Consider the following 24,390-nt stretch of genomic DNA (forward strand, 5'->3'; position numbering starts at 1 on the left):
TTATAAAACCTTTAAAAAGTACTCAAGTGTGTCATAATTCATCCCTTTTTGTCACAAAGTTTGTACCTCGGAAACCGAGGTACAAATGAGGTATAAATTTTAACAAAACAACACTCAAATATTCCAAAAAACAATTGAATAAAAAAATAGCCAAAATGTTAATTACCAACATTTTAGCTATTTTGTTTGTTTTTATTTTGTGTTTCTTTGCGCCCTCTATTTGCCGATGCAGAAATTGGCAAAAATATTCCCCAATAGTTCATCATTAGAAACCTGACCGGTAATCAATCCGAATTGATATAAAGCTTCGCGAATATCTAGTGCCATAAGATCGCTTGACAGACCCGTTTCTAAACCGAATTTCACTTTCTGAATTTCATCTAAAGCTTTTAATAGAGAATCATAGTGTCTTGTATTGGTTACAATCGTTTCATTATTACGGAGTGCACCTGTGTTTACAAAAGACAACAATTCATTTTTTAAATCCTCTACTCCTATTTTCTCTTTCGCCGAAATCAATAACAACTTCGCATTTAGGTTCTCTAACTGATTGGTAATATTCGCTACTTCATCAGCAGATAAAATATCTTTTTTATTCACCACAATAATTAGCGGTTTTAGCGGATATTTATTCTTAATTTGTTCAATTTCGTTTACGAATTCTGAACTTGAAGTTTGGAATTTCAATCCGTCAAATAAATAAATTACAACCTGAGCTTGATCGATTTTTTCGAAGGTTTTCTTTATTCCAATACTTTCTACAACATCTTTTGTGTCACGAATTCCTGCAGTGTCAATAAATCTAAATCCGATACCGCCAATTACCAATTCATCTTCAATCGTATCGCGCGTAGTTCCTGCAATGTCAGAAACGATTGCACGCTCTTCGTTTAATAAAGCATTTAATAAAGTTGATTTTCCAACATTTGGTTCGCCAACAATCGCGACTGGAATTCCGTTTTTAATTACATTTCCAACTGCAAACGAATCTATCAAACGTTTTAAAACAAATTCAATTCTATTTAATAATTCATGAAATTGCGTTCGGTCTGCAAACTCTACATCTTCTTCAGCAAAATCTAATTCCAATTCAATTAAAGAAGCAAAATTCAAAAGTTCTTCTCTCAGTTTTGCAATTTCATTACTGAATCCGCCGCGCATTTGCTGCATTGCAATTTGATGAGAAGCTTCATTATCTGACGAAATCAGATCTGCAACTGCTTCTGCTTGAGACAAGTCTAATTTTCCGTTTAAGAAAGCTCTCAATGTAAATTCACCTGCATCTGCCATTCTACAGCCATTTCGAAGCAATAACTGAATGATCTGCTGTTGGATATAAGTCGATCCGTGACAAGAAATTTCAATTGTGTCTTCACCCGTGTAAGAGTTTGGACCTTTAAAAACAGAAACCAGCACTTCGTCTAGTGTTTTGCTTCCGTCTACAATATGTCCCAAGTGAAGCGTATGCGTTTTCTGCTTGGTCAAATCTTTGTTTTTAATAGATTTAAAAACCGAATTGCCAATGGTAATGGCATCGGCACCAGAAATACGAATTATGGCAATAGCTCCAGCTCCCGAAGGCGTAGCCAAAGCAACTATAGAATCTTGATTTATCATGCTGCAAAGGTATAAAAAAACGCTCAATTTCTTTTCTGTGTTAATACAGCTGCATGCAAGCAAGAAAATCTTCAAACTAATTAAGATTAATAAATTATTAATTGTTAAAATACTGATAAATATCAGGTTGTTTTCTTTGCAGAATGAGTAAATTTGAGAGACAAACCTTAATCTTACGTACTATGAAAAAGATATTATTCCCAACCGATTTCTCTGATGCTGCTACCAATGCATTTGTCCATGCTTTAGAATTTGCTAAAGTGGTAAACGCCGAATTAATCTTACTTCATACATTCGAGATTCCTGTTTACGACAGCCAATTCTTTCCAGAGAATTATGCTTCTATATACAGTTCAATCGAACTAGCAAAATTTGAAATGTTTAAGGATGAAATTCCGAAACTAAGAACTATTGCCGCTGAACGTAATTTAGAAGATATTGTGATCAAACACCGCCTAATGGATGGTGACCTTATTTATAATCTAAAAAACGCAGTTGAAGAAGATAACATCGATTTTGTCATCATGGGTACAAACAGCGTTTCTGATTGGACGAAATTCTTCACGGGATCTAATACTGAATCTGTGATTTCAGGGGTTGAAGTACCCGTTTTATGTATTCCTATTGATGCTAAATACAAAAAGGTCAAAACAATAGGTTTTACCACACGTTACAGAGAGAAAGACAAAAAAGAACTGAAAAAAGTCTTGAAGATTGCAAAAAAGACTGACGCCAAGGTTAAAAGTTTATATGTAAAGACATCGAATTCTGATGTTACCGAAGAAACACGAAAAGAATTTGAAAAAGAATTCGCTGGAGAAAATGTTGAATTTTTAGTTCTGCCAAGTGATGATGTAAAAGAAACCATCCTTGATTTTGTGCTGTATAAAGACATTGATATTCTAACGACTATAACGCACAAACGCTCTTTCTTTGAGAGCCTTTTCGATTCTAGTTTTTCAAAAAAAATAGCCAAGGAAGTTCCTATTCCGATTTTGGTTATGCACGAAGATTAATAACAATGTTGATGATTTTATGACTTAAAAGCTATATTTGTATTTAAGCAAAATAATAGAATGAAAGCATATCCGGACAACGTTGCAAAATACACAGAACTCTATAATAAGACCAACAAAAAATACAACAGCATAAGCCTTTTGAGGCTATTAAGTATTGCTCTTTTCTTGTTTTTTATGTTTTACTACATCAAAACAGATCAAATACTTTATGTCATTCTAGCTGTTTTATCTTTTGCTGGTTTTATTGTTTTAATGAGAATACATTCGCGATTGTCAATTCAAAAATTGTTGGCAGAAACATTGCTAAAAATCAATCAGAATGAAATTGCTTTCTTAAAAAGAGAAAAAACACCTTTTGAAAATGGAGCCGAGTTTATCGATTTTCATCATCCATACGCTTACGATCTAGATATTTTTGGAGATCATTCTTTATTTCAAAACCTAAACCGAACAGCTTCCTTTATCGGAAAAAAAACACTTGCTGAGTTATTACTTCATACGCTGCCCGAAACAGAAATTTTAGAAAATCAGGAAGCTATAAACGAATTAAAAAGCAAAATTGATTGGAGACAGGAATTTCAGGCTTTGGCAGTTTTAAGTCAAGATTCAAAACAATCTTATGAAGCTCTAAAATATTGGACCTCTTTTACAAACAATTCATTACCTAAAGCTTTAGTTGCATTATCATTCATTCTTCCATTAACCTTTTTGGGATTTCTGGCTACGTACTTTATTACATCAAAAACTATTATACTTTCTTATTTAACGTATGTTTTTATTGCCAATTTGATCGTTTTAGGAAGAGCTATAAAGAGAATTCAATCGGAAATAGCAAAAGCAGATAATGTCGCTAACATCATAATGCAATACAGTTTATTGATTGAAAAAATTGAAAAAGAATCTTTCCAGTCCAAAAAGCTACTTCATTTACAGGAACAGTTAAATTTTAAAAATGCAAAAGCGAGCCAGCATTTAAAACAGCTTTCTGAGTTGTTTTCGAGAATGGATACCATAAGTAATTTTGTGACAGCTATTTTATTCAACGGAACATTTTTATTCAATCTACATGTTTTAAGAGCGCTTTTAAAATGGAAAGAAGATTATGCTTCTGAAATGAATCATTGGATTTCTATTATTGGCGAAATTGAAGCATTAAACAGCTTAGCCAATCTCGCTTACAATAATGAAGATTTTGTGTTTCCTGAAATCAATTCAGAATATAAAATCGAATTTACGAATTTAAGCCACCCTTTACTCAATCCAGCAACAAGAATTGGAAATGACACTCAATTTTTCCCACAATCTTTTGTGATTTTGACCGGGTCTAATATGTCTGGAAAAAGTACGTTTTTGAGAAGTTTAGGCATTAATATGGTGCTTACCGGAATCGGCTCAGTTGTTTGTGCATCAAAAGCTAAAGTACATCCACTTCCAGTATTGGTTTCAATGCGACTATCTGACTCTTTATCGGATAGTGAGTCCTATTTCTTTGCTGAAATTAAACGTTTAAAACAGATTATGGACGCACTTGAAAATCAGCCTGCATTTGTTTTATTGGACGAGATTTTAAGAGGTACAAACTCCGACGATAAAAGAAATGGAACAATTGAAGTAGTGAAAAAGATAATTTCTAAAAAAGTCATTGGAGCCATTGCAACTCACGACATTGAAGTTTGTCTGACTACAAATGACTATCCCGAAATTTTAACCAATCAATGTTTTGAAGTTGAAATTCAAAACAACGAACTGCATTTTGATTACAAACTTAGAAATGGAATCTGTAAAAACAAAAGCGCTACATTCTTAATGCAGAAAATGGGGGTAATTTAATTATGAGTTATGAATTATGAATGTTTTTTACACATAGTAAATAATTCATAACTCATAATTAGTTTTCCTCGTACATTTCCATCCACAAACGGGTTTCCTCCAGATCCAATTCTTTTTCTATTTTGCGGAAGATTTCTTCGTTTACAGAACCTGATTTATGCATTGATTCTAATTTGGCTCTTTCTACATTCAGCAAATCGATTTGAATTTTAGTGAAATCGTTAAAAATTTCACCACCAAGAAGCTTTCCGTTTCCGAAGAAATTAGCTGGCAGTTCAGTCTTTTGAAGTCGGTTAAATTTTACTTCATATTTACTTTTAATATTATGTAGCAGTTCGTCATTCAGCAACGAGAAATTATCTTCTATATGGGCAATAGTTTCTGAGACAATTACATTTCTAACATTATACTCTTCTGCAAGTATGGAATAACGCTCAATTTTCAGCTTTTTAATCAACCATGGAAGCGTAAGACCTTGTATAACTAAAGTCGACAGAATAACACAAAAAACTAAGTATATAATTAAATTTCGAAGCGGAAATGCTTCTGTTTTATTCAACATTAACGGAAGCGCCAACGCAGCAGCCATAGAAACGACTCCACGCATTCCAGACCACCCAAAAATGATCATGTTTCGATAATCAAAAGCTTCTTTTTCACGAATCCTTTTACTAATCATTCTCGGAATCATCGTTGCAGGAACAACCCATAAGAAACGCACCAAAATCACTACAATACTTATAACGGCTCCCCAGATAAATAAAGAATTCCCAGAATAATTGCTAATTCCCGCAATAATCTGTCTCAATTGAAGTCCGATTAAAATAAAAATTAAGCCGTTCAAAATATTATTTAAGACATCCCAAATGGTATTGGTCATAATTCGGCTTTCGTGAGAAAAGATTGTTCCTGATCTCGCCGCCAGAAAAAGACCTGTTGTTACTACAGCCAAAACTCCTGAGCCTTCAAAATGCTCTGCAAGCAGATACGAAGCAAATGGCGTTAATAATGTCAATGTCACCTCAATAATATCATCGCAAACAAATCTTTTATGAATATAAAACATAATGTAACCAACAGTCAGACCTATAGCTATACCGAGAGCCGACATTAAAACAAAATTTAATCCCGCTTGCCATAGAACAAAATTTCCTGCTGTAATTGCCGTAAGGGCATACTTATAGGCTACAAGACCACTAGCATCGTTCACCAAACTTTCTCCTTCTAAAATTGCTATTAATCTCGGATTAAGCCCCAAACCTTTTGTAATGGCTGTTGCCGAAACTGCATCAGGAGGCGAAACAATAGCGCCAAGCAAAAAAGCTAACGGCCAAGACATATCATCAATAAGCCAGTGCGCAAATACAGCAACTAAACCTGTAGTAAAAAAGACCAAACCAACAGCAGCAAAAGTTATAGGCCGAATCGATTGCTTAAAGTCGGACCAACTGGTGTGCCACGCGGCGTGATACAAAAGCGGCGGTAAGAATATAATAAATACGATTTCTGGACTCAAAGCAATTACGGGAAGTCCAGGAAAAATACTAATCACAACACCGCACAAAACCAAAACAATTGGTATCGGAAAATTATATCTTTTACTAACAAGACTAAGAAAAGCTACACCGAAAAGCAGCATGATGATTACGGTAATATTCTCCATTTATTCGCGGTATTTATTGATTTTTGGTATATGGAATTTGGCCACTAAATTAAGATTTTATAACAACTAAATTAGATTAAGATTAAAAAAATAGAACTTCAATTTATTGACTTATATCAAACTTTTTACTTTTAAACCGCTTTAGATTTGCTTTCTATTATTTCAACAAAAAAAAATATGATAAGTACAGAATTAAGTCCGTTAGTGCAATTTGGATCTACTTAAAAATCCGCTTAAATCTGTAAAATCTGCTTGAAACTTTTAGACGCATTAAAAAAGCCGAATCTTAATTAAGATTCGGCTTTTGATTTTTATGATTCACAACTGCTGCAAGAAACAAGGCTTGTTACTAATTCTTTAGAAACACTTTGGCTTCTTTGGTAATACAAACTTTTGATTCCTAATTGCCAAGCTTCAATCATTAAGCGATTTACCTCTTTAATTGGAAGTTCGGCTGGAATATTAAGATTTAAACTCTGCCCTTGATCAACAAATTTCTGGCGAATTGCCGCTTGCTGTACAATCTCCAACTGGCTTATTTCTTTGAATGTTTTAAATACATCTTTTTCGGTCTGAGAAAGCTGTGAAATATGCTGCACACTTCCACCATTTAGCATAATTCCTCTCCATATTTCCTCATTATCCAAACCTTTTTCTTCAAGCAATTTTTTCAGGTATTTATTTTTACGCATGAAATTTCCTTTGCTCAATCCCGCTTTGTAATAGTTGCTGCTGAAAGGCTCAATACCTGGTGAAGTCTGTCCTAAAATTGCCGAAGAAGAGGTTGTCGGCGCAATTGCCATTGTAGTGGTATTACGTCTTCCGTAGCCTTTTAACAATTCTGGTTCACCATAAATTCTAGCCAATTCCTGCGTCGCTTTATCGGCTTTATCACTTATATGTTTGAAAATTTCAGTGGTTTTCATTTTAGCTTCCAAACCTTCAAACGGAATCATGTTTTTCTGCAAATAAGAATGCCATCCTAAAACGCCTAAACCAAGCGCACGGTGTCTTTTAGCAAATTTATTAGCTGCAGCAAGATAATAATTGCCTTCTGTTTTTTCTATAAATTCCTGTAAAACGGCATCCAAGAAAAAGATCGCCAGTTTAACCGCTTCAGTATCTTTCCATTCTTCATATAATTCTAAATTCATTGAAGACAAACAACAGATAAATGATTCGTCTTGAGTTGACGGAAGCATAATCTCACTGCATAAATTACTTGCATTAATGCGAAGATTTTGATCCTTATAAACTTGCGGTTTACTTTTATTTACGTTATCACTAAAAAAGATATAAGGCAATCCTTTCTGCTGACGGCTTTCTAATACTTTTGCCCAAATTTGTCTTTTGTCAACATCTCCATCAATCATTTCCTGCATCCAATAATCTGGTACGCAAATTCCGGTAAATAAATTCTGAATTGGATTTCCAATACTTTTGATTTTTAAAAATTCTTCTATATCTGGGTGGTCTACATCTAAATAAGCAGCAAACGCACCGCGACGAACTCCGCCTTGCGAAATGGTGTCCATTGCTGTATCAAAAAGTTTCATAAAGCTAACTGCCCCACTACTTTTTCCGTTATCCGTTACAGCGCTTCCACGTTCGCGCAATTCGCCAAAATAACCAGAAGTTCCACCTCCAATTTTGGTCTGCATAATCACCTCACCTAATTTATGAGTGATGCCTTCAATTTTATCAGGAACGTGCACATTAAAACAAGAAATTGGCAAACCTCTTTCAGTTCCCATATTGGCCCAAACTGGCGAACTAATACTCATCCAGCCTCTTTCGATCATTTCCATGAAAGATTCTTTCAACTCAGGTTTGTACAGTCTTCTAGCCGCAGCTGTACAAATTCTTTCAATTGCTCCTTCTACAGTTTCTCCTTTTAAAAGATAACCGCGGTTTAAAATCTGTTCACTTTCAGAATTTTTCCACCACATTTTACTGTCGTTTTGTGGTTCAAAATTATTTGCTGGGTTTGTGTCTATTGTATTCATATATAATGGGCTTGTATTAGAAAAGATCGTTTGCTGTGATGCTCTTATCGTGTTTTGTATATTCTACAGGACGTTTCGCAAAGAAATCATCTAGACTGTTTGCAAAAACCTCTTCTTCAAACCAGGTCATTTTTGAATATTCTTCTGGAGAAACATTAAAAATAGTTTCAATATTGATTTGTTTCAAACTCTCGTCAATTCTAAATTTCATGAAGTTTACCAAATCTTCTTTGTTTATGGTCTCAACAGCACCATTCTCGAAAATCCAGTCTAAAATATCAGCTTCAACGCCAATTGATTCTTTAACTGTTTCTCTTACCAATTCCAGAGTTTCTGCATCAAAATATTCTGGGAATTCTTCACGGATTTTATTGATGATATAAATTCCTCCATTGGCATGAATCTGCTCATCGATTGAAGTCCAAGCAATAATGTTGCTCACGTTTTTCATATATCCTTTGAATCTGGTAAATGACAACAAAATGGCAAACTGACTAAATAATGAAACGTTTTCAATTAAAATACTGAACAGAATCAAAGAAACCATATATTTTCTGTTGTCCTGAGATTTAGTGTCTTTCAGCACATTTGAAAGATAATCCACACGTCTGCGTATTACAGGAACATCCAATAATTTTTCGAATTCGTCATTATAGCCTAAAACTTCCAGCAAACGAGAATACGCTTCTGAATGTCTAAACTCACATTCTGCAAAAGTAGTTCCCAACCCATTAAATTCTGGTTTTGGAAAATGCTCATATATATTACCCCAAAAACTTTTTACAGCTACCTCAATCTGCGCGATTGCCAACAAACTATTTTTGATCGCTGTTTTTTCAGCCAGATTTAAATGTGCATGAAAGTCTTGCGTATCGGCAGTAAAATCTACTTCAGTGTGTACCCAGTAAGCTTTATTAATCGCTTCGGTAAATTGCAGAACCTCAGGATATTCAAAAGGTTTATAATTGATTCTTTTATCGAAAATTGACATAATATATAGAGTTTTAAGTGACTATTTTGAGATAGGAATGCGAGCGCTCAAGTTGGGGAGTGGTATTAGCGTGATTTCTATAATTACAAATTTAGCCCACAGTTATTCTTTTGTCTAGTTTTAGATGTTAAAAATCTGTCCAATTATCAACAGTTTTAAAACTTCAAAAATTTGTGATTTTATAAATTTTATCAACATGAAAATCTTAATCTGTAATTCGCAATGAACTAGCATTTTCCCTAAAATTAAAGTGAGGTTATCAACATGAAAAATTGAGTTTTTCGGGGTTGGAAACTAAAACAGTTATCAACATTCTCATTTTGGAAATAGAAATTTGAAAGACAATTCCAATTGAAAAAAACGCTATTTATTAATAATTATTCTAAATAACTCTTATTCGGCAAAAAACACAATTATCTTTATTACAAATACTTATCGCTAAAACAGGCTATAAAAAAGGTAATCATACACAGAATGCTGCCTAAAAATATCAGAACGGCAATAAATTATGATTGCGTTTAACGCCTTAAAGAAAAAAGATTGCAAAAACCTACTTACTTTGACGATCCTTGATTATTAATAAAACTCAATCGTAAATCTTTTTTACTGTAAATTATTCTTGCATTAAGAATATTAATTTTTACATTTGCTTTTATTTTTATTTATTCTAAATAGAGTAAAAATATTCTCAAAAATAAATTGATCTTGTACAACTCAATAACCATAAAATATCTAAATATGAAAAAGAGCCTTTTTGTTTCTTTTGCATTTGCTGCTTCATTGTTTGTAAGTGCCCAGCAAAAAAACTCGCTTTTAGACGCGGCTTTCTGGAAAACTTCACCAACTGTTGAAACGGTTCAGGCAGAAATCGCTAAAGGAAATAATCCAGCTGAAGCCAATGCCAATGCATTTGATGTTACGACATTAGCGATTAATAACGATGCTCCTTTTGCAACTATCAAATTCTTAGTTGAACAGCCTGGAAACTCAGTCACAAAATTAACTCATGACAATCGTATTTATCTGCATTGGGCTGCTTATAGAGGCAATGCCGAATTGGTACAATATTTAATAGACAAAGGTTCTGATGTAAATTTTGAAGATAGCCACGGAACAGCTCCTGCTGATTTTGCTGCTTCAAACGGACAATCAAATCCGGCTCTGTATGATTCTTTTTTTAAAGCTGGTCTTAATCCGACGAAAAAATATGCTAATGGTGCAAACCTTTTGCTTTTAGCTATAGCCTCTGACAAAGATTTAAAAGCTGCAGAATATTTTTCTACTAAAGGAATGTCTTTAAAGGATGTTGATAATGATGGAAACACAGCTTTCTCTTATGCCGCGAGATCTGGAAATATTGCTCTTTTGAAAAAACTTTTAGAAAAAGGAATTAAACCAACAGACACCGCTCTTTTATTTGCTGCACAAGGAAGCCGAAGAGAGACAAATACTCTTGAAACTTATAAATATTTGGTTGAAGAAGTAAAAATTAAGGCTACAGCTCAAAACAAAGCAGGACAAAACGTATTGCATATTTTGGCTGGAAAACCAAATCAGACAGAGATTATTCAATATTTCTTAGCAAAAGGAGTTGACCTAAACAAAGCCGACAAAGAAGGAAATACTCCATTAATGGCTGCTGCATCTGCAAGAGAAACGGGAATTTTAGAACTTTTCCTTCCAAAAGTTAAAAACATCAATGCTCAGAATCTAAAAGGAGAATCGGCTTTGACTTTTGCTGTTAGAAACGGATCTCCAGAAGCTGTAAATTTACTTTTGGCTAAAGGTGCAGATGTAAATGTAAAAGACAAAGACGGAAACAATTTAGGCGTTTACCTAGTACAATCTTATCGTCCGGCAGGAAGAGAAAAAGCTGCAACAGATCCTTTTGATGCAAAAGCAAAACTGCTTCAGGAAAAAGGTTTGGACTTAGCAGCTCCTCAAAAAGATGGAAACACTTTATATCATTTAGCCATTACTAAAAATGATGTTTCGCTTCTTAAAAAAATTACCGATTTAAAAGTAGACATCAATGCTAAAAATAAAGATGGTTTAACGGCTTTGCACAGAGCGGCAATGACTTCTAAAGATGATGCTATTTTAAAATATTTAGTTTCTGCAGGAGCTAAAAAAGACATCAGCACAGAATTTGACGAAACGGCTTACGCTTTGGCTAAAGAAAACGAAGTACTTACCAAAAATAATATCTCTGTTGAGTTTTTAAAATAACTTTTACATAGTTATGAGTTTTGAGTTATGAATTATGAGTTAAAAATGAAGCTCATAAATAATTCAAAACTCATAACTCATAACTCATAACTCATAATTTATAATTTATAACTAAATTTCATGAAATCAATATTAAAAATTGCTCTTACAAGCGCTTTTATTTTTCTAGTTTCTTTCCAATCTCAAGCACAATCGAGCAAATATAAAATCATGCTTCAAATGAATAACTACATGGGAGAAGGTGCTTATATTGTCGTTTCTTTAGTCAATTCGGCTGGTGAATACGAAAAAACGCTTTATGTAATGGGCGATGACAAAAAATGGTACAAATCATTAAAAGAATGGAATAAATTCCATTCTAAGAAAAACGAAGACATAAGTGCTAAAACAGGTGCTTCTGTGACTGGCGGAGATCGCAGTGTAACGACAATCGAAATAGAAAATTCTAAAATCAATAAAGGGTATAAATTGCGTTTTGAATCGGCTGTAGAAGATCAGAAATACTACGTAAGCGATCTTGAAGTGCCGCTTACAACAGAAGGTCTTGCTGAAAAAACAGATGGTAAAGGCTACATTAAATATGTAAGATTAAACAAAATATAATCTTTAGCACATTATTTTTTAACCTTATAATGGGCACAAATTTTATTTTTGTGCTTAGAATTAAAATCTGAGCTTTGTCATTGTTGTAAACTTTGGCAAAGCTTTAAACGTTTTATAATAGAATACACTCAATGACTCTTTCTTTCTGGCGTTACGCACACTTGGCTCTAGCCTTATTTTCTTCTATTTTTTTGCTTTTGGCTTCGGTAACCGGAATTATTCTAGCGGTTGATGCAGTTCAGGAAAAAACACTTCCGTATAAAGCTGAAAATTTTAATGAAATAACTCTGGGCGAAACGTTGCCAATTCTAAAGAAAGCATATCCAGAAATCACAGAATTGAGCGTAGATTACAATCAATTTGTAACACTTCAGGCAATTGATGCAGACGGAAACGACGTTAAAGCATACATTGATCCCAAAACGGGAAAGGCACTAGGAACTCCTGCAAAGAAATCCGAATTCATAAACTGGATAACGAGTTTGCATCGTTCGCTATTTCTTCATGAAGCAGGTCGTTTTTTTGTGGGTGTAATCTCTTTTTGCTTATTGCTAATTTCCATTTCGGGTTTTGTGCTGGTTTTAAAAAGACAGCGTGGCATTCGAAATTTCTTTTCTAAAATAATAAAAGAATATTTCGCTCAATATTATCATGTACTTTTAGGAAGATTGGCTTTAATTCCGATTTTAATTATTGCACTAACGGGAACTTATTTATCGTTGGAAAGATTCAACTTTTTTATGGGCGAAGAAAAAGCAAAACCTGTAAAAACAGAACTTTCAGAAAAAGCTAAAGCAGTTTCAATTTTCAATACCACTTTATTGTCTGATGTAAAGAAAATCGAATTTCCTTTTACAGATGATCCTGAAGAATATTACATCATTGAATTGAAAGACCGAGAAATTGAAGTAAATCAGGTTACAGGAGCTGTAATTTCTGAAAAACGTTCGCCAATGACGGCGCAATTTGCAGCATTAAGTCTTGATCTTCATACAGGAAGAATTAACGGAATTTGGGCTGTTATTTTGGCAATTGCCTGCATCAATATTTTATTCTTTATTTATTCAGGTTTTGCTATTACTTTAAAAAGAAGGTCAAGCCGAATTAAAAATAAATATAAAGCTGAAGAAAGTACTTTTATTATTTTGGTAGGCTCAGAAAATGGAAGCACTTTCCGATTTGCCAATGCCATTCAGAAACAATTAATTGATCATGGCCAAAAGGTTTTTGTAAACGAATTGAATAAATTTTCAGTTTATCCGAAAGCAGAACATATTATCGTTTTTACTTCAACTCACGGATTGGGAGATGCGCCTTCAAACGGAACGCAATTCAAAACATTACTAGAAAAACAAAATCAAGAGCAGAATATTAATTTCTCTGTGGTTGGTTTTGGCTCAAAATCATATCCAGATTTTTGCCAGTTTGCTATCGAGATAGATCAACTTTTAGGAAAACAAAAGTGGGCAGACCGCTATTTAGATCTGAAAACTGTAAATGATAAATCTGCTGCTGAATTTGTAGAATGGGTAAAATTATGGAGCGAAAAAACGGGAATTCCGTTGGCGACAACTCCGTCATTATATAACCACGTTCCAAAAGGTTTACAAAAATTTATGGTTTTGGATAAAACACCAATTTCTGAAACCGAACATACTTTTATTCTCACTTTAAAATCTAATGCCAGAACTAAATTTAGCTCAGGCGATTTACTGGCAATTTATCCTGCCAATGATTCTAGAGAACGCCTCTACTCTATCGGAAATCATTCTGGCAATATTCAGCTAGTTGTAAAATTGCATCCAAACGGATTGGGTTCTGGATTTTTGAATGCTTTAGAACCTGGAAATGTAATTAAAGCTCAGATTGTTAAAAATCCTGCTTTTCATCTTCCAAAAAAAGCTCCAAAAGTGGCTTTTATTTCTAACGGAACTGGAATTGCTCCTTTCTTAGGAATGATTGAACAGAATAAAGCAAAACAAGAGCTTCATCTCTACAGCGGATTCAGAATGGAAACGCCAACACTAATGGCTTATAAAAAGTTTTCTGCGATTATGATACAGAAAGAACATTTGGAAAATTTTCATGTTGCATTATCTCGCGAAGCAGAGCATATTTATGTAATGGATTTAATTAAAAGAGATGCTAATTTCTTCGTAAATGTATTGAAAAAAGATGGTGTCATTATGATTTGCGGTTCTCTTGCAATGCAAAAAGATGTAGAAAATGTTCTAAGTGAATTATGTTTATCAAAAGGATTAAAAGCACTCTCTGAATACAAAGCCAATAAACAATTTTTGACGGACTGTTATTGATTTTAGATTGTTGATTTTAGATTGTTGATTTTAGATTGTTGATTTTAGATTTTAGATTTTTAATTTTTAATTTTTAAATCTAAAACAAATCCCAGAGGGATGACATATTTATAGATTTAATTTTATCTGAATACAGCTAAAGCCCCAGAGGGGCGACATACATAATCTACAGATATCGCTCCTCAGGAGCTTTATTCATAGGTGTCAAATCTATTTCTATAAATATTATGCTCCTCCGGAGCCTTTTTAAAATGCTATAAAAAGATTTTCATGCATAAATTATTATCATATAAAATTTCATTATTTTTTTTAATCGCTTACTGTGTATCTACACATTCTCAAGTATTACGAAAAAGGACAACGCTTTTGATGGGCGGACGTTTTGATATTTCTATTGTAGATAAAGATTCGCTTTCTGCGGAAAAAAATATAGATGAAGTTATTGCAGAAATCACTAGAATTGAATATTTAATCTCCGATTGGAAACCCACTACTCAGATTTCTGAAGTCAATCAGAATGCTGGAATAAAACCTGTAAAAGTGGGTCGCGAAGTATTTGAATTGACTAAAAGAGCCATCAAACTTTCTGAAATCACAAATGGCGGTTTTGACATTAGTTTTGCGGCAATGGACAGAATCTGGAAATTTGACGGTTCGATGACCGAAATGCCTTCGGCGGACGCCATAAAAAAATCGGTTGAAAAAGTGGGCTATAAAAACATTATCTTAGACAGTACAGAATCGACCATTTTCTTGAAATTGAAAGGAATGAAAATTGGTTTTGGCGCTTTGGGAGAAGGTTACGCAACCGATAAATGCCGTGCGATGATGATTGCAAAAGGCGTTCAAGCCGGAATTATAAATGGTTCTGGAGATATGAGCACTTGGGGAAAACAACCCAATGGAAAAAACTGGAAAATCGGAATTACAAATCCGTTTAAACCTGAAAAGATTTTGGCCGCAATTCCGCTTAAAGAAGGTGCTGTCACAACCTCAGGCAGTTATGAGAAGTTTGTTGTTTTTAACGGAAAACGTTATTCGCATATTATAAATCCAGCAACGGGTTATCCTGCCACTGGGTTATGTAGTGTAACTGTCTTTGGCCCAAATGCAGAAACCGCTAACGGATTAAGCACTTCGATTATGGTTTTAGGTCAAAAAGAAGGTTTGTTTCTACTTCAGAAATTTCCCGATTACAGCTGTATTCTGATTACGGATAAAGGGAAAATTGTTAAGTCTAAAAACTTTCCTTATAAGTTATGAATCGTGATTTATGAATTACTTCCAGCTAAAGCTGGAGGCAATTCATAAATAAGCTTTTACTCTTAGCTACCGATAGTTATTGGCATTACGAGATTATTTTGACTACATTAGCAATAGAACGCTTTGCGTAAACAGTCTGCGAAAAATTCCTCACTTGATTTTTTTACAATTAGAATTTTGAAGCAAATTCTTTTGCAAAATCTTCTAATTTAATTTTACCTTTTGCATTTCCGTCATTATTTAGAAAATCGGCAGCAATGGTTTCGTTTCTCAATCCAGTTCCCATTTCGGTATATAAACCTGCCATTTCTTCTGGAACTCCTGCTTGAGTCATTCCGCCAAAATATTGTTCGTCTGTAAATTCAATCCACGGAAGTTCTGGTTTTCCAATCGCGGTTCCAAATGCTTTTACAATTTCTGAAGGCGTTTTTACATCGCTTATAATGTAACGGATGTTTTTACCTTCTGTAGTTTTTTGTAATTCTTCGGCAGCTGCGTTTGCAATATCTTCTGGATGAACTAACGGAATAAGGTTTGACGCTGGGAAATTTGCTCCCATAATCCCTGCTCCTTTTATCATCGGAATATCATTAAAGAAATTAAAGTAGAAATATCCCGCTCTTAAAAAAGTAATTGAAGCGTCTAATTTTTCATAAATCTTCTCAATGTTATGCAATCCTGCAATGGGTCCGTTTCCTGTTGGCAAATCGGCACCAATACTGCTTAACATAACCACTCTTTTAATATTGGCTGTTTGAATTGCTTTCGCGAAAGCGACACCAGCATCTGTAGTATTCTTAACAATATTTACTCCGCCCATATTTGGAGGTGTCATGGCAAAAAGAGCATCTGCACCTGCAAAAGTTTTAGAAAGAAAATCGGCATCATTAACTGATCCGATTGCGGCTTTTGCACCTAAATCTTCAATAGCAGGTTTTCTGTCTGCATTACTACTGATAACGGTTACATCGTGTCCTGATTGTACCAATTGTGCCGTTAATGGCTTTCCTATGTTTCCTAATGAACCTGAGATTATAATTTTCATCTTTAAATGTTTTTTATTTAACAAGACAAAGGTATCTTTGCACTTACTTTTATACAAGTACTTACCCTAAAGTATGTATTATGACAGCAATTAAAGAATCGTCTACAATTCAGGAAAACAAGCAGTATGCGTTGGAAAAATGTCCCGTGACTTTTGTGATGGAAAAAATTGGAGGCTACTGGAAACCTATTATTTTATATCATTTATCGACTGGAGATAAACGTTATAGCGAATTAAAAAGAGCTATTCCGGCCGTAACAGAAAAAATGCTAATTCAGCATTTAAAACAGCTGGAAGCTGACGGATTGGTTATTCGCGAGGCAAAACCTGTTGTTCCTCCGTTTGTAACTTATAGATTAAGCAATGCAGGAACTGGTTTGCTCCCTGTTATTGACGCCATGGCTTCATGGGCTTTTAAAATGAAAGACGGAGTCTATAACATTTAATAGACACCGCCTTTTCAAAAAAACAAAAACTAATTAACTTAACTTTTTAAATATGAAATTGATCAGGCATCAATTTCACTAGTCGACTTAATTTATTTGTATTGAATATTGCTTAGTTTTAATTCTGTTTAATAAAAACCAAAGCTTCTTCGTAATTGGCAATTTGTATAAGAGCATTGTAAATGTATTTTGACACCAATGCTCCTCCATCTGAATTAATAAGTTCAATATCGTCATCTGGCGTGTGGTATTGCGGATGTCCGCCTGTATGAAACCCAACTGCCGAAATAGATTCTTTGTAGAAAGAAACATGATCTGAACCGCCTACATCTCCTGCGTGAATAACAGGATTTAACCCTGAGTTTTCCTGCAGTTTTTTCATTAATTCAACTCCATTCGGAAAAGTTCCTGCCCCTCCCATATAAAGTTCTTTTTTATCATTCAATCTTCCGACCATATCCATATTAAGCATTACTTTTACAGCTTCTTTTGGAACGGGAAGATGATTTACAAAATATTTGGAACCAAGCAATCCTTCTTCTTCTCCGCTAAACGAAATAAAAATGATACTTCTTTTTGGCTTTACTTTTTGTTTTGAAATTTCTTCTAAAATGCACAACAAAGCCGAAACTCCCGACGCATTATCATCTGCGCCATTATGAATGGCAAAAGCTTCTTTCTTTTTGCTTCCAGAGCCTTGTCCGCCCCAGCCCCAATGATCGTAATGTGCGCCGATTACGATGTATTCGTTTTTCAAAGCAGCATCTGAACCTTCAATATATCCTATAACATTTTGCGTTACCACGCTATCCGATTTCATTTTATTGATGCCTTCTTTGACAAATACTTTGAAAGGCTGATAATAACTATCATTGAATTGCCGTAAACCATATTTCTTAAAATACTTTTTGATATATGCAGCTGCATTGTTATTTCCTTTAGTTCCCACAAAACGACCTTCCAATTTATCAGATGAAAGATATTTGTCATGTTTGTAAAAGGTTTTAGACATATCATTACTTTGAGCATTCAAATGGATGCTGCAATACAAAGTGATTATAAAAAGGCATTTTAGAGCTTTCATATTTTATTACTAACTAAATTTAAAGGCTAAGTTCAAAAGAGGTATGTTTAATATATTTTCGATCATAAGTATACAAAACGTGTATTCTCTTGTCTGCGGTCTGGATTATGGCTGGATAGCTGAACTCTCCTTTTTCTTGTTTTTCTAGATCAAATAGTTTAGTCCAGTTTAAGCCGTCTTTCGAATATTCAACATCCAGAATATTTCGTCCGTTAAACCAGTCTTTTCCCATCGGAAGTGGGTTATTTACTAGTAAAAACAGATTTTTATTCACTGTTAAGGCATCAATACCAGAATTTGAATTGATGACATTTATGGTATTGGTTCTAATCCAGCTTTTGCCATTATCTCCCGACCAGCTAGAAACCACTTTATTATGCTTGCTTCTAGACAGCATCTGAAGATCAGTAGCACTGTGAATTAAAAATGTCGGCTGAATAATATCAAAATTTTGATTGTTTTCTACCGCTATTTTCTTCCAAGAATCTGTCGCTTCTGTGTATTCTTCCACATGCACGCGCCATTGGTCTGTGTTGACGCTTTCGGTACTGCTTCCGCATAAAATTACGCCTGGAGCAGTTTCGATTGGTTTGTTTCGGATTGGTCCTAAAATTCCTTCTGGAAGATATTTTGGTTCTCCCCATGTTGTTCCATTATCTTTTGAAACCTTCATAGCACCAAACCATTCCCTCGGATTTTTTCCAATTTTATAGAACAAATACAAATTCTGGCTTTTGCTTTTAAATAAAACTGGATTCCAACAAGGAAGCGTATCTCCGTTTTTAATTAATGGCTGAATCAGTTCTTTAGGCGTAGACCATTTTTTATCTTTATAAGCCGAGATGTAAATTCCGACATCTTTTGCCCCTTCATATTTTCCACCAAACCAAGCGGCCAAAATTTCGTTTGGCTTGTATTCCACCAAAGTTGAGGCATGACTATTGGTTGTAACAGGCGGGTCTGCAATATAACTGCTTTCGATATTTACAGCCTTTAATTGTGCTTTTATTTCATTAGAAAAAAGAAATAAAGCCAGTAGTGCTGTTACAGTATATTTTGTCTTTAAAATCATTTTATTTTGAAATTATTAAACACATAGAAGCATAGATTTTTTGTTTTTACGAAAAGAATAAAGAAAGAAACTAGTTTCTAACACATAGCTATGTTAAAGAAAAATTTTTCTCTTTGCTTCTCTTTTTAGACACAGAACCTATGTTTCTATGTGTTAAAATTAAACTTGCTCACTTTCACACAAAGGGAAATTGCTAATTATGAATTAAAGTTGGGGCAAAAATTCATAGGTCTTCATAAAAAACAAAAGGAGAGTTACCTCTCCTTCTGCTCAAGTAACAAATCAATTGATTTTTACTTTACCAAATTAATTATTTTGTGTCCCACCAAAGTCTTGTTCCACCTGAATCTGGACCTCCTAATTTAGAAACTCCATCTTCTACAGCAGCTTTGTTTGATGAGTACTCATTTGTAGTGTAAATAATTCTTTTCATCAAAGATTTACCAACTCCAGCATCTGGATTATCAGTGTTTAAAACTGGATAGATTACTTTAGCGTCGCTTCTTCTTAAATCTGCCCAAGCCTCCCAAGATTCTGGGAAAATGGCTAAGTATTTCTGAACTGCAATTTGAGTTCTTTGATCAGCAGTAGATGCAGACCAAGCAACTGGCAATTTCACAGGAACGTCTTGCAAATCTAAAGTTGGGTACAATGTCAAAATGTTTGGCAATGTTGGCAATGTAGAACCATTGATGTAAGCATTAACAGTTGTAGGATCAGTGATTCCCCATTGTGCAAGAGATAATCTAATACCTGTTTCATACAAAGTCTTAGCATCTCCGCCCATGTTCCATCCATTTAAAGCTCCTTCTGCTCTACTTAAGTAGTTTTCAGAAGCCATAAAGATTTCAATATTTTTAGTTTCGCTAAGTGTATTAGCTGCACCATTTCCTAAAACATCATTGTTAAATTTAGAGAACTCAGTAGTTCCAAATTGATCTTCTAGACCTCCAACTGGGTTTCCTCTATAAGCACCCGTAGAAACTGGGGCAAACCATTTTGATAAACGTGGATCGTTGTAACCTACTAAGATACTTTCCATAGAAGCTGTCATTACATAACCCCAGCTATTAACAATCATGTTTAAATTGTTTGGTGTAATGTTACTTGCTTTAAAGAATGCGCTCTGATCGTTTGTCTGCATAACTCCAGCAGCTACTGCCGCTTCAGCTTGAGTTTTTGCAGTTGCAGGTTCTTTATCAGAAATTCTTAAAGCCAAACGTAATCTCATACTGTTTCCAAAGATTCTCCATTTGTCAACACTTCCTGCATAAACTCTATCATTTGGGGCAAGAGAAGCAACTGAAGTTGCAGAAGTAGAAGTTAGTGTTGCATTAGCTTCGTCCAATAATTTAAAGAAATCTGCATAGATAAATTCTACACTGTCGTAAGGAACTTTTTCTTTTCCGTTTCCTGCCTCAGTGTAAGGAATTGGTCCGTAAGCATCAACCATTTGGTTGTACATGAAAACTTTCCAGATTTTTAATACTGCAGTCGCTTCTGCATTTCCTTCAGATGCTTTAAAAGCATTTGCTAAAGCTGGAGCCGCAACGGTGTAAAATCTTGTCCATCCTCTACCTTCGTATCCGTTTACGAAAGCATTTCTTTCTGTTCCGTACCCACAGTTTAAGTAGTGGATGAATGTTGACGATAAAATACCTGTCGCGATACCCCAAGTACCTTGATCATCTACACCTGGAGACGAATAAGACCCATTGTGGATACCTGCATAAAGTGCAGATGCAAATGCTGGCCCTGCCAACGTTGGATCTAATTGACTTTCTGTAAGCGAATTAGGATCTGTATTTATTTCGTCGAAGTCTTTTGTACAACTAGCAAAAGTAGACAGCATCGCTATAGCAAGTCCTAGTGTTTTTATTTTAAAACTATATTTCATGATATCTCTTTTTTAATTAAAATCCGAATTTAACATTAACTCCATAATCTCTCGTTGAAGGAATGTTGAAAGATTCTATCCCTTGTAGGTTTCCTGTACCTGCTCCTGCTTCTGGATCAAAGTACTTCGCTTTGTTTAAGAAGAAGAACAAGTTTCTACCTACTAATGAGAAATCGATGCTTGTAAATCCTGAGTTACCTAATAAACGTTTTGGCATTGAGTAACCAAAAACAAGTTCTCTTAATCTGATGTTTGTAGCATCATAAACAAATGGTTCTGCAATTGGAGTTCTTTGACCGATTGCTGTCCAGTATTGCTCAGCATTGATGCTTGTTGTGTTTGGAGAGTAAGTTCCATTTCCGTTATCTACCACACCATCCACAATGATTCCGCCATTTCTTCCTGCTAAAGTAATATCGCTTACCCCTAAACCAGCTTGTCTCGCTTGAGTGTATGAAATCACTTCACCACCAATTCTGAAATCAACTAAGAAACTTAAAGAGAAATCTTTGTATTTGAAGTTGTTTTTGAAACCTGCAGTCCAATCTGGATTAAAGTTACCAGCACGAACATCAAAACCATTTGTCGCTAAAGGAATACCAGCACTGTTTACAAGAATTTGTCCAGCATCATTTCTTTGGAAACCTTTGATGTATAAATCACCGTACTCACCACCTTGAACCACTTTACTTCTCACTAAACGTCCTTCACCAAGAACTAACTCATCTCTTCCTTCAAAGATAGATTTTACTTTTGACTTATAAGAAGCGTAGTTAGCTGTAACATCCCAAGTAAAGTTTTCTGTTTGAACTGGCGTAGCAGTAAGCGTGAACTCGATACCTTTATTCTCGATATCTCCACCGTTTACGATTGCTCTAGAATATCCAGAAGACTCAGGAGTGTTGATATAGAAAATTTGGTTGTTCGTTAACGTTTTAAAGTATGTGAAATCTAAACCTAAACGGTTGTTGAAAAATCTAACATCGGCACCAAACTCAGAAGAAGAAGAAATCTCTGGTTTTAAGTTTGGATTTGCTTTTGTGCTTTGTCCGTATAACATACCACCGTTTCCTCCGATGTATGAATATCTTTGTTGTGTTTGATAAGGATCTGTATCATTACCCACTTCTGCATAAGAAGCTCTTAATTTTGCAAAACTGATTACTTCTGGCAATGTAACCATATCAGAAAGAACAGCTGAAAGTCCGAAAGATGGGTAGAAATAATCTGTTGGCAATGTAGAAGACCAGTCATTTCTAGCTGTTAAATCTAAGAATAAGTAGTTTCTGAAACCAATTTGACCAAATCCGTAAATAGAATTAATTCTTTTTTCTGAAGCTGTAGAAGTAGATTGAACTGTCTGAACGTTTGATAATGCGAAGAAGTTTCTTTTACTTAAAACTCCTCCAGAAGTTAAAGCTGAACTATTTTGCTGCAATGAACTCGCACCAGCATTAAGACCAACAGAGAAATCTCCGAATTTTTCATTGTAAGAAAGCAAAGCATCTACGTTTAATTCGCTTACTGTTTCATAAGATTCGCTATAAGAACCTAAGTTGCTGTTGAAAGCTGCAGTTGCGTATCTGTTTCTTACGTTTTTGTTTGTCATTTGGTCTAAACCAGCTCTACCTTGTAAGCTTAATGTTTTTGTAAACTCATATTTAAGAGAAGCTAAACCAATAAATCTATTTCTTTTATCTGTACGGGCATCATCTCTTAAAGCAGACCAGAATGGGTTTCCGCCTGGCGCTCCCGTTTCATCAAGGAAATAGTTCACTTGTCTTTGTCCTGCAGCATCAAAATATTCGAAATCTTTATAATCGTTGTAAGCGATACTACGAGGTAATAAATAAGCAGATGTTCCGATAGACTCTTCACCTGTTCTCAATAAGTTATCGATATCCTGAACAATGTAGTTTGTTTTTACATCCAATGATAATTTATCAGAAATCTTGCTTGTCAATCTTAAGTTAAGATTGTGTCTGTCCATTTGGTTTCCTCCAACAATACCTTCAGCACGTGTGTTAGTATAAGAAAAATAACCTTGCGCTTTTTCGTTACCAGCAGTAACTGTCAAAGTGTTTGCCAAGTTATAACCTGTTTTGTAGAAATCAATAACGTTGTTTGGCTGTGGAGAATAGCTTTGTGTAGCTGGTCCAGCATAATTTGGATTACGAACCAATTGCCAAGCAGAGACCTGACGCCCGTCTAAAGGTGCTCCCCAGCTTGAGCTTGAGTTAGAAACATAATTTCCGTTTGTTCCTTGACCGTACTCATTTTGTAAATTCATCAAATTATAAGCTGAAGAAGCCATAAAGTTAGATGATAACGAAACTGAAGTTTTTCCAGATTTACCAGATTTAGTAGTAATAACGATTACACCATTTGATGCTCTAGAACCGTAAAGAGCCGCTGCAGATGGTCCTTTAAGAACAGTCATCGAAGCAATATCTTCTGGGTTAATGTTAGAAATACCATCTGGCTGTGTAGTTCCTCCTGTATCAATATCAGGGTTAGTTGTGGTTGTTCCGTTACTAATTGGCACACCATCTACTACATAAAGAGGCTGGTTGTTTCCGTTAAGAGATCTGTTACCTCTTAAAGTAATTCTAGAAGAAGAACCAACACCATTTGAAGTTGTAGAGAAGTTAAGACCTGCCACTTTACCCGAAAGTGAGTTGGCAACGTTTAATGATCTTGCTTCTGATAACTCATCTACAGAAACGTTTTGTGCAGAATACGTAATAGCTTTTTTCTCTCTCTTAATACCAAGAGCTGTAACCACTACCTCTCCCAACTGCTGCGTATCTGGGCCAAGAGTTACATTAATGGTAGATTGTGATCCCACAGCAATTTCCTTTGTAGCAGAGCCTACATAAGTAAAAACCAAAACTGCTGATTGATTAGGAACACTAATGCTGTACTTACCATCAAAATCTGATGAAGCACTTGTTTTAGTTCCTTTAACAATAATATTTGCTCCAGGAATCGGAATCCCGCTTTGAGCATCTGTTATCGTTCCTTTTACTGTTGTCTGCGCTTGAAGGTTCTGGAACCCAAAAAGGCATATGACCAACAGTAATTTTAGTACGTTTTTAATCATATTAGTTGTTTTTTTAGAGTTAATAACATGTTAAACTTAAGAATACATTTTGTTAACAAAATATAATTTCGACAAATGACAATTTTGAAAAGGTGTTGGTAAATCTTTGGTGTTTTATTGAAAGAAAACGTTTTCATTTGTAATCCTACTCTGCCTTATAAAAAAAGGCAAAAACACTATTATCGAATAGATTTTAGCCTTTTATAA

16 protein-coding genes are annotated in these 24,390 nt (G+C 34.7%); 7 read left to right on the forward strand and 9 right to left on the reverse strand.

Annotated features, from left to right (window positions below; genetic code table 11):
- Positions 1-216: 216 nt before the first annotated feature.
- Positions 217-1,617 carry a tRNA uridine-5-carboxymethylaminomethyl(34) synthesis GTPase MnmE gene (gene mnmE, locus FF52_RS16880; protein WP_008467393.1) on the reverse strand — a complete coding sequence of 467 codons (1,401 nt, stop codon included), beginning with the start codon at positions 1,615-1,617 and terminating at the stop codon, positions 217-219.
- 182 nt (positions 1,618-1,799) lie between these two features.
- On the opposite strand from mnmE, the gene FF52_RS16885 reads away from it, so the two are divergent.
- Both FF52_RS16885 and FF52_RS16890 read left to right on the forward strand, forming a co-directional pair.
- The gene (locus tag FF52_RS16885; RefSeq protein WP_008467395.1) at positions 1,800-2,633 is read left to right on the forward strand and encodes a universal stress protein; all 834 of its coding nucleotides are present in this window, start codon (positions 1,800-1,802) and stop codon (positions 2,631-2,633) included.
- Positions 2,634-2,693: 60 nt separating this feature from the next.
- The gene (locus FF52_RS16890) at positions 2,694-4,466 is read left to right on the forward strand and encodes a MutS-related protein (protein WP_008467397.1); all 1,773 of its coding nucleotides are present in this window, start codon (positions 2,694-2,696) and stop codon (positions 4,464-4,466) included.
- Positions 4,467-4,524: 58 nt separating this feature from the next.
- Here the strand turns inward: FF52_RS16890 and FF52_RS16895 are convergent, their stop codons facing one another.
- From FF52_RS16895 to FF52_RS16905, 3 genes are all read right to left on the reverse strand, one after another.
- A complete protein-coding gene (locus FF52_RS16895) occupies positions 4,525-6,129 on the reverse strand; it encodes a Na+/H+ antiporter (RefSeq protein ID WP_008467399.1) in 1,605 nt (534 codons plus the stop codon).
- 311 nt (positions 6,130-6,440) lie between these two features.
- Positions 6,441-8,135, reverse strand: coding sequence for a ribonucleoside-diphosphate reductase subunit alpha (locus FF52_RS16900; protein WP_008467401.1), 1,695 nt, complete (start codon positions 8,133-8,135; stop codon positions 6,441-6,443).
- A gap of 16 nt (positions 8,136-8,151) precedes the next feature.
- The gene (locus tag FF52_RS16905) at positions 8,152-9,126 is read right to left on the reverse strand and encodes a ribonucleotide-diphosphate reductase subunit beta (RefSeq protein ID WP_008467402.1); all 975 of its coding nucleotides are present in this window, start codon (positions 9,124-9,126) and stop codon (positions 8,152-8,154) included.
- A 738-nt stretch (positions 9,127-9,864) separates the two neighbouring features.
- On the opposite strand from FF52_RS16905, the gene FF52_RS16910 reads away from it, so the two are divergent.
- The 4 genes from FF52_RS16910 (at position 9,865) to FF52_RS16925 (ending at position 15,536) form a co-directional block, all read left to right on the forward strand.
- Positions 9,865-11,355, forward strand: a complete 1,491-nt coding sequence (locus FF52_RS16910) for an ankyrin repeat domain-containing protein (RefSeq protein ID WP_008467404.1) — start codon at positions 9,865-9,867, stop codon at positions 11,353-11,355.
- Between the two features lie 120 nt (positions 11,356-11,475).
- Entirely contained in the window at positions 11,476-11,958 is a 483-nt protein-coding gene (locus FF52_RS16915; RefSeq protein WP_008467406.1) for a DUF2271 domain-containing protein, read from the forward strand.
- A gap of 131 nt (positions 11,959-12,089) precedes the next feature.
- Entirely contained in the window at positions 12,090-14,273 is a 2,184-nt protein-coding gene (locus FF52_RS16920) for a PepSY domain-containing protein (protein WP_008467408.1), read from the forward strand.
- Between the two features lie 270 nt (positions 14,274-14,543).
- On the forward strand, positions 14,544-15,536 hold the full coding sequence (locus FF52_RS16925) for an FAD:protein FMN transferase (protein ID WP_035691801.1): 993 nt from the start codon (positions 14,544-14,546) through the stop codon (positions 15,534-15,536).
- A 169-nt stretch (positions 15,537-15,705) separates the two neighbouring features.
- Here FF52_RS16925 and FF52_RS16930 read toward each other — a convergent pair whose 3' ends face one another.
- Complete coding sequence (locus tag FF52_RS16930) at positions 15,706-16,581, reverse strand: NAD(P)H-binding protein (RefSeq protein WP_008467413.1); 876 nt, start codon at positions 16,579-16,581, stop codon at positions 15,706-15,708.
- An 80-nt stretch (positions 16,582-16,661) separates the two neighbouring features.
- Between FF52_RS16930 and FF52_RS16935 the strand changes: the two genes are divergently transcribed.
- On the forward strand, positions 16,662-17,027 hold the full coding sequence (locus FF52_RS16935; protein ID WP_008467415.1) for a winged helix-turn-helix transcriptional regulator: 366 nt from the start codon (positions 16,662-16,664) through the stop codon (positions 17,025-17,027).
- Positions 17,028-17,145: 118 nt separating this feature from the next.
- On the opposite strand, the gene FF52_RS16940 is transcribed toward FF52_RS16935, so the two are convergent.
- The 4 genes from FF52_RS16940 to FF52_RS16955 form a co-directional block, all read right to left on the reverse strand.
- Positions 17,146-18,111 carry a M20/M25/M40 family metallo-hydrolase gene (locus tag FF52_RS16940; RefSeq protein WP_035691803.1) on the reverse strand — a complete coding sequence of 322 codons (966 nt, stop codon included), beginning with the start codon at positions 18,109-18,111 and terminating at the stop codon, positions 17,146-17,148.
- 19 nt (positions 18,112-18,130) lie between these two features.
- On the reverse strand, positions 18,131-19,183 hold the full coding sequence (locus tag FF52_RS16945; protein WP_008467417.1) for a sialidase family protein: 1,053 nt from the start codon (positions 19,181-19,183) through the stop codon (positions 18,131-18,133).
- A gap of 310 nt (positions 19,184-19,493) precedes the next feature.
- Complete coding sequence (locus tag FF52_RS16950; protein ID WP_008467418.1) at positions 19,494-21,080, reverse strand: SusD/RagB family nutrient-binding outer membrane lipoprotein; 1,587 nt, start codon at positions 21,078-21,080, stop codon at positions 19,494-19,496.
- 16 nt (positions 21,081-21,096) lie between these two features.
- Complete coding sequence (locus tag FF52_RS16955) at positions 21,097-24,183, reverse strand: SusC/RagA family TonB-linked outer membrane protein (protein WP_008467419.1); 3,087 nt, start codon at positions 24,181-24,183, stop codon at positions 21,097-21,099.
- Positions 24,184-24,390 lie beyond the last annotated feature (207 nt).

This window comes from Flavobacterium sp. F52 (assembly GCF_000278705.1).
Taxonomy (GTDB): Bacteria; Bacteroidota; Bacteroidia; order Flavobacteriales; family Flavobacteriaceae; genus Flavobacterium; species Flavobacterium anhuiense.

Bases quoted from the DNA above. Each gene is read 5' to 3' on its own strand.
- FF52_RS16930 (WP_008467413.1), bottom strand. From the start codon at position 16,581: ATGAAAATTATAATCTCAGGTTCATTAGGAAACATAGGAAAGCCATTA.
- FF52_RS16925 (WP_035691801.1), top strand. From the start codon at position 14,544: ATGCATAAATTATTATCATATAAAATTTCATTATTTTTTTTAATCGCT.
- FF52_RS16900 (WP_008467401.1), bottom strand. From the start codon at position 8,135: ATGAATACAATAGACACAAACCCAGCAAATAATTTTGAACCACAAAAC.
- FF52_RS16940 (WP_035691803.1), bottom strand. From the start codon at position 18,111: ATGAAAGCTCTAAAATGCCTTTTTATAATCACTTTGTATTGCAGCATC.
- FF52_RS16890 (WP_008467397.1), top strand. From the start codon at position 2,694: ATGAAAGCATATCCGGACAACGTTGCAAAATACACAGAACTCTATAAT.
- FF52_RS16895 (WP_008467399.1), bottom strand. From the start codon at position 6,129: ATGGAGAATATTACCGTAATCATCATGCTGCTTTTCGGTGTAGCTTTT.
- FF52_RS16955 (WP_008467419.1), bottom strand. From the start codon at position 24,183: ATGATTAAAAACGTACTAAAATTACTGTTGGTCATATGCCTTTTTGGG.
- FF52_RS16945 (WP_008467417.1), bottom strand. From the start codon at position 19,183: ATGATTTTAAAGACAAAATATACTGTAACAGCACTACTGGCTTTATTT.
- FF52_RS16905 (WP_008467402.1), bottom strand. From the start codon at position 9,126: ATGTCAATTTTCGATAAAAGAATCAATTATAAACCTTTTGAATATCCT.
- FF52_RS16950 (WP_008467418.1), bottom strand. From the start codon at position 21,080: ATGAAATATAGTTTTAAAATAAAAACACTAGGACTTGCTATAGCGATG.
- FF52_RS16910 (WP_008467404.1), top strand. From the start codon at position 9,865: ATGAAAAAGAGCCTTTTTGTTTCTTTTGCATTTGCTGCTTCATTGTTT.
- mnmE (WP_008467393.1), bottom strand. From the start codon at position 1,617: ATGATAAATCAAGATTCTATAGTTGCTTTGGCTACGCCTTCGGGAGCT.
- FF52_RS16935 (WP_008467415.1), top strand. From the start codon at position 16,662: ATGACAGCAATTAAAGAATCGTCTACAATTCAGGAAAACAAGCAGTAT.
- FF52_RS16885 (WP_008467395.1), top strand. From the start codon at position 1,800: ATGAAAAAGATATTATTCCCAACCGATTTCTCTGATGCTGCTACCAAT.
- FF52_RS16915 (WP_008467406.1), top strand. From the start codon at position 11,476: ATGAAATCAATATTAAAAATTGCTCTTACAAGCGCTTTTATTTTTCTA.
- FF52_RS16920 (WP_008467408.1), top strand. From the start codon at position 12,090: ATGACTCTTTCTTTCTGGCGTTACGCACACTTGGCTCTAGCCTTATTT.